Source organism: Streptomyces sp. 130, assembly GCF_007096885.1.
Lineage (GTDB): Bacteria > Actinomycetota > Actinomycetes > Streptomycetales > Streptomycetaceae > Streptomyces.
Window position 1 is genome coordinate 36,624 of record NZ_VJNO01000044.1, and the last position, 12,213, is coordinate 48,836.

General features: G+C 71.1%; 11 protein-coding genes. 4 read left to right on the forward strand and 7 right to left on the reverse strand.

Annotated features, from left to right (window positions below):
- Positions 1–35: 35 nt before the first annotated feature.
- On the forward strand, positions 36–2,384 hold the full coding sequence (locus FKN01_RS27915; protein WP_143625359.1) for a GH92 family glycosyl hydrolase: 2,349 nt from the start codon (positions 36–38) through the stop codon (positions 2,382–2,384).
- A gap of 72 nt (positions 2,385–2,456) precedes the next feature.
- Here the strand turns inward: FKN01_RS27915 and FKN01_RS27920 are convergent, their stop codons facing one another.
- Positions 2,457–2,789: an STAS domain-containing protein gene (locus FKN01_RS27920; protein WP_143625361.1), complete on the reverse strand. Its 333-nt coding sequence runs from the start codon at positions 2,787–2,789 to the stop codon at positions 2,457–2,459.
- A gap of 251 nt (positions 2,790–3,040) precedes the next feature.
- Positions 3,041–3,553, reverse strand: a complete 513-nt coding sequence (locus FKN01_RS27925) for a MarR family winged helix-turn-helix transcriptional regulator (protein WP_143625363.1) — start codon at positions 3,551–3,553, stop codon at positions 3,041–3,043.
- A gap of 80 nt (positions 3,554–3,633) precedes the next feature.
- On the opposite strand from FKN01_RS27925, the gene FKN01_RS27930 reads away from it, so the two are divergent.
- Positions 3,634–4,809, forward strand: coding sequence for a PP2C family protein-serine/threonine phosphatase (locus FKN01_RS27930; RefSeq protein WP_185993017.1), 1,176 nt, complete (start codon positions 3,634–3,636; stop codon positions 4,807–4,809).
- A gap of 44 nt (positions 4,810–4,853) precedes the next feature.
- Here FKN01_RS27930 and FKN01_RS27935 read toward each other — a convergent pair whose 3' ends face one another.
- The 5 genes from FKN01_RS27935 to FKN01_RS27955 all read right to left on the reverse strand — a co-directional run bounded on the left by FKN01_RS27935 (position 4,854) and on the right by FKN01_RS27955 (position 9,822).
- Positions 4,854–5,309, reverse strand: a complete 456-nt coding sequence (locus tag FKN01_RS27935) for an ATP-binding protein (RefSeq protein WP_143625365.1) — start codon at positions 5,307–5,309, stop codon at positions 4,854–4,856.
- Between the two features lie 98 nt (positions 5,310–5,407).
- Positions 5,408–5,851, reverse strand: coding sequence for a response regulator (locus FKN01_RS27940; RefSeq protein ID WP_018099957.1), 444 nt, complete (start codon positions 5,849–5,851; stop codon positions 5,408–5,410).
- Entirely contained in the window at positions 5,848–7,473 is a 1,626-nt protein-coding gene (locus FKN01_RS27945) for a CHASE3 domain-containing protein (protein WP_143625367.1), read from the reverse strand. Before FKN01_RS27945 ends, FKN01_RS27940 begins: the two co-directional genes overlap by 4 nt.
- Positions 7,463–8,722 carry a PP2C family protein-serine/threonine phosphatase gene (locus FKN01_RS27950; protein WP_143625379.1) on the reverse strand — a complete coding sequence of 420 codons (1,260 nt, stop codon included), beginning with the start codon at positions 8,720–8,722 and terminating at the stop codon, positions 7,463–7,465. Before FKN01_RS27950 ends, FKN01_RS27945 begins: the two co-directional genes overlap by 11 nt.
- Before the next feature lie 197 nt (positions 8,723–8,919).
- Complete coding sequence (locus FKN01_RS27955) at positions 8,920–9,822, reverse strand: RNA polymerase sigma factor SigF (RefSeq protein WP_143625369.1); 903 nt, start codon at positions 9,820–9,822, stop codon at positions 8,920–8,922.
- A 204-nt stretch (positions 9,823–10,026) separates the two neighbouring features.
- Between FKN01_RS27955 and FKN01_RS27960 the strand changes: the two genes are divergently transcribed.
- Both FKN01_RS27960 and FKN01_RS32690 read left to right on the forward strand, forming a co-directional pair.
- Complete coding sequence (locus FKN01_RS27960) at positions 10,027–11,511, forward strand: SDR family NAD(P)-dependent oxidoreductase (RefSeq protein ID WP_143625371.1); 1,485 nt, start codon at positions 10,027–10,029, stop codon at positions 11,509–11,511.
- Between the two features lie 345 nt (positions 11,512–11,856).
- Positions 11,857–12,033, forward strand: a complete 177-nt coding sequence (locus FKN01_RS32690) for a hypothetical protein (RefSeq protein ID WP_185993018.1) — start codon at positions 11,857–11,859, stop codon at positions 12,031–12,033.
- The last annotated feature ends 180 nt before the right edge of the window (positions 12,034–12,213 follow it).

A 12,213-nucleotide genomic window follows, 5' to 3' on the forward strand; every position in this document is an offset into this window, starting at 1 on the left:
CGCGCTCTGACAACGTTGTCCTAAGGAGTCTCCCCATGCATCGGACCCCACGGCCGAAACTGCGCGGCCCGGCGGCCGTACTCGCCGCCGCCGCGCTCCTGGGCGGTGTCCTCCTCCCCGGGGCCACGGCCGAGGCCGCCCCCCGGAGCGACGGCCGGCTGACCGATCTGGTCAATCCGTTCATCGGCACCCAGAACGAGGGCAACACCTACCCCGGCGCCTCCGTGCCCTTCGGCATGGTGCAGCTGTCGCCGGACACCGGCCACAACACCGGTTACGACTACGGCGAGAACCACATCCGGGGGTTCTCCTCCGTCCACCTCTCCGGAGTGGGCTGCGGCCTCGGCGGCGACCTGCCGACGCTGCCCACCACCGGCGACGTCACCGAGACCGACTACGCGAAGTACGCGGCGGAGTTCAGCCACGACGACGAGAAGGCGAGCCCCGGCTACTACCGGGTCGGGCTCGAGACCGGCATCGAGGCCGAGCTGACCGCCACGCGGCGCACCGGAGTGCAGCGCTACACCTTCCCGGCCACCGACAAGGCCAACATCCTGCTCAACGCGGGCCAGTCGCTGCACCGGACGCTCTCCTCCGACGTGGAGATCCTGGACAACCGCACCGTGCGGACCGCGATCACCGGCAGCGGCTTCTGCCAGGACACCAAGCCGTACACGGTCTACACGATCACCCGCTTCGACCGCCCCTTCACCACCTCCGGCACCTGGAACGGCGACACCGTGACCGGGGCGAAGAAGTCCGAGGCCACCGACGGCCGCAACGGCGCCTGGCTGCGGTTCGACACCACCGAGGACCGCACCGTCGAGGCCACCACGGCCCTCAGCTACGTCGACGCCAGGGGCGCCGCGCTCAACCTCCGCGCCGAGGGCGGCCACGACTTCGACCACGTCCTGCGCGCCGCCGAACGCACCTGGGAGGACCGCCTGGAAGGCGTGAAGGCCCAGGGCGGCGGCGACGAACTGCGCCGGACCTTCTACTCCTCCCTCTACCGGTCCTTCCTCGCGCCCAACGTGGGCAGTGACGTGGACGGCCGCTACACCGGCTGGGACCGGAAGAAGCACAAGGCCGAAGGCTTCACGTACTACCAGAACTGGTCGCTCTGGGACACCTACCGCACCCAGGCGCAGTTGCTCGCGCTGCTCGCCCCGCGCGAGTCCCGCGACATGGCGATATCCGTGCTGCGCATCGACGCGGAGAGCGGCTGGCTGCCCAAGTGGGGCTACGGCACGGTCGAGACCAACATCATGACCGGTGACCCGGTCACCCCCTTCCTCACCAACGCCTACCAGCAGGGACTGCTGAAGGGATACGAGGAGGAGGCGTACCGCGCCCTGAAGAAGAACGCGGACGGGGTGCCGCCCGCCGGCTCCGCCCCCGTGGGCCGCGAGGCCAACGCCCAGTACCTGAAGGACGGCTTCGCCCCGTACATCAAGGGCAGGCCGCACGCCAAGCCCGGTGACTCCGACTTCGACCACGGCGCCTCCGCGACCCTGGAGTACGCCCTCGCCGACGGCATGCTCGCCGAGATGGCCCGCGACCTCGGCCACGAGGCCGACGCGGCACGCTACGAGGCCCGCGCCCAGAACTACCGGAAGATCTTCGACCCCTCGACCGGCTTCTTCCGCGCCCGCGACACCGCCGGCGCCTTCACCGGCCCCGCCGACCCGGCCGAGAGCGAGGGCTTCCACGAGGGCACGTCCTGGCAGTACCAGTGGATGGTTCCGCAGGACATCCCCGGCATGGTCGACCTGATCGGCGGGAAGGACGCCGCCAACCAGCGGCTCGACTCGTTCTTCGCGTACGACAGGCTCCTCGCCGACCCGGCGAAGACCGCCCGCGAGGTGTGGGTGAACGGCCCGTACGCGTACTACAACGCCGACAAGTACAACCCGCAGAACGAGCCCGACCTCATCGCCCCCTACACGTACCTCTCCACCGGCCAGCCGTGGAAGACGACGGACGTGGTGCACGCGGCCCTGACCCTCTTCACCAACGGCCCGACCGGCATGACCGGCAACGACGACCTCGGCACGATGTCCGCCTGGATGGTGCTCTCGTCCATCGGCGTCTTCCCGGTCCAGCCGGGCACCGACACCTGGGGCCTGTCCACACCGGCGTTCGAACGCGTCGACATCCGGCTCGACCGGCGCTACTACCCGCGCGGCGCGCTGACCGTCACGGCCCCCGGCACCTCGGACACCCACCGCTACATCCAGTCCGCCCGGCTCGACGGCACGACGCGGTCGCGTACCTACCTGACCACGGACGACATCCGCTCGGCCCGCTCGCTCTCCTTCACGGTGGGCGACGAGCCGTCGGCGTGGGGCACCTCGCCGCAGGACGCCCCGCCCGCCCTCGGCTGACCGGGCGGCCGCACGGCCGAGCGCCCTTCTCCCCGACGGCGGGGAGAAGGGCGCTCTGTGTTCGCCTCTTCGCTAGGCGGGAAGCGGTGGGTCGATCGCCTCGGCGACACTCGGGAAGACCGGGACCGCGCTGTCGAGTCCCAGAACGGAGATCAGCCGTTCCATGAAGACCGAGGGCGCGGCGAGCCGCAGCCGGGGACCGAGAGCCGTCTGACCCTGCAGCAGCACGTTCACCGTCGTGGAGTCGGCGAAACTCACGTCCGCGAGGTCCACGACGACCGGCCCGGCACCCTCCCGCGAAGCGTTCTCCAGCGCGGTGCCCAGTGGCGCCACGTTGTCGATGTCGAGGTCACCGGTTACCACGAGCACCAACGCCCCACGCTCGTGGCGTGGGACTATCTGCATGGCTCGGCCGGCGCTGGGCGGTGGAAGCACGTTCACCTCGTGTTGCACTGGACGGCGGGGGGGTAACGCCGCGATCGGACGGACCGTTCGATTCTGCTCCGTCCCTGCTCGCGGCGGGAATGCTCAACGATAAAAGTAACAGTTGCCATTTGACAACATTCTTCGTGGGGCAACACTCTGTATCGAACGATCAACGTGAGCGCCTCTCCGAACGGCGCCTCCGGAACGCGGAAGCAGGGGCGTGCATGAAGCTAGGCGCTGTCCGCGACATCGTCGCGAAGCCGGGCGGCGGTTCTCCGCTCGCCGGTGAGCCGCTGCGATGCCGCCGAGCGGAAGGCGGTCAGCCCCACGGCCAGAGCGGCCACCTCGGAGGGCTGCATCCGCTCCAGCACGGCGGTCAGCTCCCGTGTGCGGATCGCCCGGTACTCCTCCAGGAGCTCCCGGCCCTGAAGGGTCAGCCGGAGCTCGACCTCCCGGCGGCTCGTCGGGCTCGGATCCCGCTGTACCAGTCCCATCGCCTCCATCCGGTCGCACAGCCGGCTCACCGAGGGCGCCCGCGAGCCGAGCACCTCCCCGAGCGAGCGCAGATTGCTCCCCTCCTGCTGCTCGATGACGAGGAGCGCGCGAAGCTGGGAGGGAGAGACCAGGCTCCGGGCGGCGGCCTCCTGGCCACGTCCCCACAGGACCTCCAGAAGTTCGGACGCGGCACAGACGTCCTCGGACACCTGTTCAGGGCGGTGAGGGAGTCCGGTGCGGTGGCGCATTCTCCCACTCTGTCACCCGTAGCGTGCTCCTGTCAGCCTGGCGTCGCTCCCGCCACCCAGCGAAGAATGGGCGAAGCAGCGTGAATGCCCCCACGGATCTCGAACGAGCGCTCCGCGCGGCGCCGCCGTACGCCCTGGTGGAGACGGTGCGCGGGATTCTCGCGAAGTCGTACGGCGCCCTCTCCGTGCAGCTTTTCCTGGCGGATTACGGAATGACCGTGCTCAACCCGGTCGACGCCGGCGACGGCCCCGGCCAGCCGCTCTCGCTCAACAACAGCCCCCAGGGCCGTGCCTTCGGCAGCCAGCGCCCGCACCAGGGCCGCACCGGCCCCGACGAAGCGGCCGACCACCACTTCCCGGTCACCGTCCGGGGCGAACGCCTCGGCATCCTCACCGTACGGCTGCCCTCCGTGCGCGCCACCCCGCAGAACACGGACGACCTCGCCCATGTGGCCGACCTCCTCGGCCACGAGATCGTCGTCGCCGAACGGGACACCGACCACTACCAGCGGGCCCGGCGCAGCACCCGCCTCACCCTCGCCGCGGAGATGCAGTGGCAGCTGCTCCCGGCCAGGTCCTTCACGGCCGCCGAATACGCCATAGGAGCCCAGCTCGAACCCGCCTACGCCATCCACGGCGACAACTTCGACTGGGCGGCGGAGGGCGACCAGCTGAGCGTCGCCGTGACCAACGGAATGGGAGAGGGCATCCGCGCCTCCCTCCTGACCAACCTCGCCGTCAACGCGCTCCGCAACGCCAGAAGGGCCGGCATCGGCATCGCGGACCAGGCGGCCCTGGCCGACCAGGCCATCTACGAGCAGCATCGCGGTGCCGCCCACGTCTCCACCCTGCTGCTCCACTTCGACCTGCTCACGGGGGCGGTCGAGGCGGTGGACGCGGGCTCCCCGCAGCTGTGGCGCCTGCGCGGCCGCACGGTCACCCGGGTCGCGCTGGACGCCCAGCTCCCGCTGGGGATGTTCGAGGAGTCGCAGTACGCCGTCCAGCACCTCCAGGCCCGCCCCGGCGACCGGCTGCTGCTGGTCAGCGACGGGGTCTACGACGCGGTCTCACCGCACGGCGAGATGTTCGCGGAACGGGGCCTGCCCAGGGCCGTCCTCGCCACCCGGCTGCTGCCGGCGGCCGCCGTGCCCGGCGCGGTCCTGCGGGAACTGGCGGAACACCGGGCGTCGGACACGCTGGACGACGCCCTGGTCATGTGCATCGACTGGTTCGGCCGGCCCGGCGCCGAGGGCTGAGCGGCCCGGCCGGGACGGCGCCCGCCGGGTGCTCCCCGGCCGCCTCAGCTGCTCAGTGTGAACTCGGCCCGGATGCGCTTGCCGACCGGCACCCGCTCGGCCGTGACGCGGTCGCACAGGGCCACCACGATCTCCATGCCGTGGCCGCCCAGGCGGCTCGGGTCGGGGGCGTAGAAGACGGGCAGCGCGCTGCTGCTGTCGTACACGGTGATGCTGATCCGCTCCGCCGTGCCTTCGAGCTCCAGCAGATACGGACCGTGGCTGTAGCGCTCCGCGTTGGTGACCAGCTCGCTCACGGCGAGCATCAGGTCGTTGCGGGTGTGCGGGCCGAGCACGGCCATCCACTCGGAGACCAGCCTGCCGAGAAAGTGGTCCGCCAGAGCCCGCGCCTGGGAAATGCACCCGGGCTCGCCGTCGAACACTTCGGCGCTGTGCAATGCCTCCGTGGGCGGACAGCTCCCGGGGGAGTCGTCCGGCGGGGAGATCGCCTGTTCGTTCATGTGCTCCAGCCAGGGCGCAGCGGGGAGGTCGCAGACCTCTTTCTTGTGATCGTGTACCCGCGTCGGGAGATCCCACTCCCATGCGTCGTCAGCGAATATTACGCGCGGCCGGGAAGCCGCACCACGGTGACGAAGAAGTCGTCGATCTGCCGGACGGCCGCGATGAACTGGTCCAGGTCGACGGGCTTGGTGACATAGGCGTTGGCGTGCAGCTTGTAGCTCCGCAGGATGTCCTCCTCGGCGGAGGAGGTCGTGAGCACGACGACGGGGATCAGCGCGAGCTCCGGGTCCTGCTTGATCTGCTCCAGCACCTGGCGGCCGTCGTACTTCGGCAGGTTCAGGTCGAGCAGGATCAGATCGGGCCGGGGAGCGTCGGCGTGGGCGCCCCGGCGGTACAGGAAGTCGAGCGCCTCCTCGCCGTCGCGGGCCACATGGAGCGTGTTGCGGATCTTGTTGTCCTCGAACGCCTCACGGGTCATCAGCTCGTCGCCCGGGTCGTCCTCGACCAGCAGGACCTCGATCGGTTCTACGGGGGTGTTCACTCGGTCTCTCCGGAGATCTCCGCAGGGGATGCGGTGTCGTGGGCTTCGGTGGGTTCCGGCCCTGGGTCGGCGGGCAGCGAGAAGTGGACCCGCGCCCCCTGACGGGAATCGGGATCGAGCCAGATCCTGCCCCCGTGGAACTCGATGATCTTGCGGCACAGGGCGAGGCCGATGCCGGTCCCGTCGTATTCGTCACGGGCGTGCAGGCGCTGGAAGATGACGAAGACCTTCTCCGCGAACTCCGGCGCGATACCGATCCCGTTGTCGGCGACCGTGAAGTGCCAGTCGTCACCCTCCCGCTCGCACCCGACCGTGATCACGCACGGCTCGTCGGCGCGGCGGAACTTCACGGCGTTCCCGATCAGGTTCTGCCAGATCATCGCGAGCGTCGTGGGGTCGCCGGTGACCGAGGGGAGCGGTTTCTCGCGGACGACCGTGGTCCCCGACTCCTCGATCACCATCGCCAGGTTGGCCAGCGCCCGGTCCAGGGACCGGTCGAGCTCCACGGGCGTCCAGCTGTCGTGCACCCGCCCGACCCGGGAGAACGTCAGCAGATCGTTGATGAGCACCTGCATGCGCTTGGCGCCGTCGACCGCGAAGTCGATGTACTGCTTGCCTCGGCCGTCCAGCTCGTTGCCGTACCGCTTGTCCAGCAGCTGGCAGAACGAGGCCACCTTCCGCAGCGGCTCCTGGAGGTCGTGCGAGGCGACGTACGCGAACTGTTCCAGCTCCGAGTTGGACCGGCGCAGCTCCACGGTCTGCTGCGCCAGCACGTCCTCGCGCTCCTGCGCGGCGTCGAGCTCGGCCACCAGCCTGCCCCGCATGTCCTCGACCGCGGCTGCCACCGCCCGTACGTCGGCGGGCCCGCGCACCTCGATCCGCTGCCGGCGGAAGCTGCCGGAGCGGACCCGCCGGGACGCCTCGGCGAGCGCGCTCAGCGGCCGCCCCACGGTGCGCTGGAGCAGCACGCTGAGGGCGACCACGCAGAGCGCGAAGACGATCAGCAGGGCGGCGAGGACCCGGTCGCGGGTGTGCCGGGCGTCGTCCAGCTCACCGCGCACCCGGTCCCGGGCGGCGTCGAGATGCGCCTGCTGGGTGCCGTACAGCTGCCGCAGCTCGTCGAAGGCGGCCTTGCTCTCGGCGGTCCTGGCGGACGAGCGCGCCCCGGGGCCGTCACGCCGGACACCGGCGATCAGCGGGTCGGCGTGCACCCGGCGCCACTCCGCGGCGGCGGCGGCGATCCGGTCCAGGTCGCGGTTGTACGGCTGGCCGTCGCCCATCGCGGAGCGCACCCGGGCCAGCCGGTCCGCCTCCTCCTTCTTCCCGTCGGCGAACGGCTCCAGGAACGAGGCGTCACCGGTGAGCGCGTAGCCCCGCACCCCGGTCTCCTGGTTCAGCAGCGCGTTCTGGAGCTGGAAGGAGGCGGAGCGGGCCGGCTGGATGCGGTCGACCAGCTCGGTGGTCCGGTCCGAGATCCCGGCCAGGACCAGGCCGCCCGCCACCATGCAGCCGCAGGCGACGAGGACGAAGGCGGCCAGGATCAGATGGACCCAGTTCTGCACGGACAGCCGCGCCCACCTGCCGGCCGACTGTGCGGCGGGGTCCGTTATCTCACTGCTCATGCGAAGTGTTTCTCCAGCCGAGGTGCAGGACGGCGACGTCGTCGGCGAGGCCCCCGTGCGGGGCCGCCGCCTCCGAGGCGCCCGCGACGAGCGCGTCCACGAACGGGCGGGCGGCGAGCGGGGCCCTGTCCCGGGCCATTTTCAGCAGACCCTCCTCGCCCAGCCGGCTGTGGGGCCCGGTGCGCCCTTCGAAGAGGCCGTCGGTGAACAGGACGAGGGCGGCGCCGGGCACGAGTTCCACGTCGGTGACCGACCACTGGCCGTGCCCCGGCAGCAGCCCGAGCGCCATACCGCCCTCGGGCTCCACCCAGTCGACCTCCAGACCGTGCCGGAGCAGCAACCCGGGATGACCGGCCCGCATGACGCGGACGCGGTCGCCACCGGGCGAAAAGGCCAGCGTGGTGACGGTCGCGAAGACATGGGGGTCGGAGCGCTCGGCGACCAGGATCGACTCCAGGAGCCCGAGCTGTTCCAGCGGGTCGGTGCCGCACAGGACGGCGGTGCGCCAGGCGACCCGCAGGCACACCCCGAGCGCCGCCTCCGCCGCGCCGTGCCCCGACACGTCACCGATGACCGCCCACACGGTGCCGTCCGCGGTCTGGACCACGTCGTAGAAGTCACCGCTGAGCAGCCCGTGGGCCCGGCCGGGCTCGTAGCGGGCGACGGCCTGGAAGCTGTCGTCGTGCAGCAGGGGGACGGGCAGCAGGCCGCGTTCCAGGCGTGCGTTCTCCTGCGCCATCAGCTGGTTGGCGCGCAGCGCGGAGGCGGCCCGCTCGACCTGTTTGCGCTGGAGGGCGTAGCGGATCGCGCGGGCGAGGGCCTGCGGATCGAGCCGGCCCTTGACGAGGTAGTCCTGGGCACCCGTCGCCACGGCGTCGAGCCCGGCGTCGGCCTCCGCGAGGCCGGTCAGCACCACGATCGCGGCGTCCGGGGACGACTCGACGATCTGGGTGACGGCCCGCAGGCCGTGGACGTCGGGAAGGTGCAGATCGAGCAGGACGCAGACGGGTTCCCGGTGCGCCCGCAGGAAAGTCAGTGCCTCGGCCAGGGTCTTGCACCAGGTGAGACCCGAGTCCAGCTCGCTGTCGGCGAGCATCTCCTCCACGAGCAGCGCGTCGCCCGCGTCGTCCTCGACCAGCAGGATGGGACCGCCGACATCCCAGACCGAGGCTCTGCCGTCCGCCTCGTGTGCCGTCTGGACCGGGAAGGACGCCGGTACGGGGGGGCGAGCCGGGGCGCTCATGCGCATCTCAGCCACGTTTCACCCTCTCCTTGCCACCGAGCGGGCCGCCCGCCGGTGTGTCCCGCAGCATATGTGAACGACGCCCGCCGCTTGACCGCCGGGCGTCGTCCACCACGCCTTCGGCCACACTCCGCCGGTGCCTGGCCGATTCGAGAGGGTGCGGGATGCCGGGGCGGCTGAGGCCGCCCCGGCACGGAGGGAATTCAGGCTTCCACGGACATCCCCGCCCGCAGGCGCTTCACGATACGGGCGAGCAGCCGGGACACGTGCATCTGGGAGACCCCGAGCTCGGCGCCGATCTGGGCCTGGGTCATCTCCTCGCCGAACCGCATCTGCACGATCCGGCGTTCGCGCTCGTCCAGCTGCTCCAGCAGGGGCGCCAGGGTGTGCAGGTTCTCGACGGTCTCCATGCCCGGGTCCGCCTCACCGAGCACATCGGCGAGCGACCGCTGCTCGTTGCCGGAGTCCGTCTCTGCGGAGGGGGTGTCGAGCGAGCCCGCCGAGTACCCGTTGGCCGCGACCAGGCCCTCGATGATCTCCTCCTCGGACAGATCGAGGTGGGCGGCCAGCTCGGCGACCGTCGGATCGCGGTCCAGCCGCGCCGACAGCGTCTCCTTCGCCTTCGCGAGATCGACCCGCAGCTCCTGGAGCCGGCGCGGCACGTGCACCGCCCAGGTGGTGTCCCGGAAGAAGCGCTTGATCTCGCCGACGATGTAGGGGACGGCGAATGTGGCGAACTCCACCTCGCGCGAGAGGTCGAAGCGGTCGATGGCCTTGATCAGGCCGATGGTGCCGACCTGGATGATGTCCTCGGTGTCGTCACCGCCGCGGTTGCGGAACCGCGAAGCGGCGTACCGCACCAGCGAGAGATTCATCTCGATGAGGGTGTTGCGCGCGTACTGGTACTCGTGCGTGCCCTCCTCCAGCGTCTGCAGCTGGTCCAGGAACATCTTCGACAGGGCCCGGGCGTCCTTGGGAGCGACCTTCCCGGTGTCCTCGATCCACGGCAGCTCCGCAGTCCCCGCGCCGAGCGGCGCGCCGTCCTGTCCCGGGAGTGTGCACGCGTCGCCGAGGATGTGGCGGGTCTGCTCCGTCGTGGTCGCCATGATGTGTGGCCCCTCCTTGTCGCCAAGTGCTTCGCACACCGCCTGCCCCGGATCTGCGAGGCCATGCGCGACCGGTGCGAACTTTTTCGCCGGTCTTCCGCCCGCCCTCTCCTCACCCGATCGGAGCAGCTCGCGGATCATGGCAAACTTGACCGAGCCCCACGCCCCCGGTGAGGCCGGTGGCACGAGCACAGAGGAACGGCGATGACGGTGACAGAGGACGGCCCCGAGATCGTGGCCGGGACCGAGGCATTCGGTCCCGGTATCGACCCCGAGCGGCTCGCCGTCTGCCTGAGCGTGCTGAACGAACTCGACACCATCGAGATCGACCACCCGGACGCCATCGTGGTACGCCGGGCCACCGCCGGGATCTACCGGACCGTGAAGCAGCGGCGCCGCCAGGAGCGCCGGGCCGCCAAGACCGCACACGACAAGGCGGTGACCGAGGCCACCGCCACCGGCTCGGCCGAGCGCATCGACGACGAGACCCAAGGGGTCCTGCCGTCCTCGTCCGCCAAGAGCGAGATCGCCGGCATCCTGCAGCGCCCCCGGTCCTGCTACGTGTGCAAGACGCGGTACGTCGAGGTCGACGCGTTCTACCACCAGCTCTGCCAGGACTGCGCCCGGGAGAACCGCGCCCGCCGCGACGCGCGCACCGACCTGACGGGCCGCCGGGCGCTGCTCACGGGCGGCCGCGCCAAGATCGGCATGTACATCGCGCTGCGGCTGCTCCGCGACGGCGCGCACACCACGATCACCACGCGCTTCCCCAACGACGCGATCCGCCGCTTCAAGGCGATGGAGGACAGCGACGAGTGGATCCACCGCCTGAAGATCGTCGGCATCGACCTGCGCGACCCGGCCCAGGTGGTCGCCCTCGCCGACTCGGTGGCCGCCGAGGGCCCGCTCGACATCCTGATCAACAACGCGGCGCAGACGGTCCGCCGCTCCCAGCAGGCGTACAGCGAACTGCTGGCCGCCGAGTCCGCCCCGCTGCCCGCCGGTGAACTGCCCGCCGCCGAGGTCATCGGCACCTTCGGCAGCGGCAGCGTCGACCGGGTGGCCGCGCTGCCCGCGGCGCGCAAGGAGCTGCTGAGCGCGCAGGAGGTCACGGACCTGGCCCTGGTCAGCGGTTCGGCGTCGCCGGCCCGGATCGCCGCCGGCACCGCGATCGACGCCGGCGGTCTCGTTCCGGACCTGCACGACACCAACAGCTGGATCCAGACAGTCGACGAGGTCGAGCCGATCGAGCTGCTGGAAGTCCAGCTCTGCAACTCCACCGCGCCGTTCATCCTGATCAGCCGGCTCCGCCCGGCCATGGCGGCGACCGCGGCCAAGCACTCCTACGTGGTCAACGTCTCCGCCATGGAGGGCGTGTTCGGGCGCGGCTACAAGGGCGCGGGGCACCCGCACACCAACATGGCCAAGGCCGCGCTGAACATGCTGACCCGCACCAGCGCCCAGGAGATGTTCGAGAAGGACGGCATCCTGATGACCGCCGTCGACACCGGCTGGATCACCGACGAGCGACCGCACCCGGACAAGATGAGGCTGGCGGAGGAGGGCTTCCACGCCCCGCTCGACCTGGTCGACGGCGCCGCCCGGGTCTACGACCCCATCGTGCGCGGCGAGGCCGGCGAGGTGCTGTACGGCTGCTTCCTGAAGGACTACGCCCCCGCCAACTGGTAGGGGAGCGAAGGTCGTCGCCCCGGATGCGGAGACCCGGCAGGGATGATTCCCTGGCCGGGTCTTTTCCGTAGACGGTGGCTGAAAGTGACCTATGGCACACGATCCATCGAGCGCGGAAGCGCTCATTTGGTTACTCTGATGTGAACGGACGTCATCGAGGAGTCCACGAACCTTCCTCGACCGTCCTGGGACAGGCTTGTCAACCAAGTCGCCGTCCCGCCCCCGTACCCGGCGCCACCGCGACCGAACTGTTCCTGCCCCTGCCCCGCATGGGCGGCTGATTACCGGCAATGAGAACCGGAGCGTCGGCGACGCCCGGGGCTACGCGACACGAAGGAGTGCGCGGTGACGACACCGGAATTGACGAAGCAAGAGGAGCGGCCCGCCGAACGGCACGGAAAGCCGGGGCGCGGCGGCGACAAGCTCCAGAACATCGAGGTCTGGGCCAGGTCCGCGCCGATCCGTCTGGCCGGCTACGAGGACGACCTCGCCGAGCCGCACATCCTGCCCGGCATCGACTGACCCCTCGGACACCCGCCGCGGGCCCCCCCCCCCGGGGGGGGGCGCCGCGCGGGGGGGCCCCCCGCCCCCCCCCCCCCCCCCCCCCCCCCCCCCCCCCCCCCCCCGCGGCGCCCCCCCCCCCCCCCCCCCCCCCCCCCCCCCCCCCCCCCCCCCCCCCCCCCCCCCCCCCCCGAGCCCCGG

Bases quoted from the DNA above. Each gene is read 5' to 3' on its own strand.
- FKN01_RS27915 (WP_143625359.1), top strand. From the start codon at position 36: ATGCATCGGACCCCACGGCCGAAACTGCGCGGCCCGGCGGCCGTACTC.
- FKN01_RS27920 (WP_143625361.1), bottom strand. From the start codon at position 2,789: ATGCAGATAGTCCCACGCCACGAGCGTGGGGCGTTGGTGCTCGTGGTA.
- FKN01_RS27925 (WP_143625363.1), bottom strand. From the start codon at position 3,553: ATGCGCCACCGCACCGGACTCCCTCACCGCCCTGAACAGGTGTCCGAG.
- FKN01_RS27935 (WP_143625365.1), bottom strand. From the start codon at position 5,309: ATGAACGAACAGGCGATCTCCCCGCCGGACGACTCCCCCGGGAGCTGT.
- FKN01_RS27945 (WP_143625367.1), bottom strand. From the start codon at position 7,473: ATGAGCAGTGAGATAACGGACCCCGCCGCACAGTCGGCCGGCAGGTGG.
- FKN01_RS27950 (WP_143625379.1), bottom strand. From the start codon at position 8,722: ATGCGCATGAGCGCCCCGGCTCGCCCCCCCGTACCGGCGTCCTTCCCG.
- FKN01_RS27955 (WP_143625369.1), bottom strand. From the start codon at position 9,822: ATGGCGACCACGACGGAGCAGACCCGCCACATCCTCGGCGACGCGTGC.
- FKN01_RS27960 (WP_143625371.1), top strand. From the start codon at position 10,027: ATGACGGTGACAGAGGACGGCCCCGAGATCGTGGCCGGGACCGAGGCA.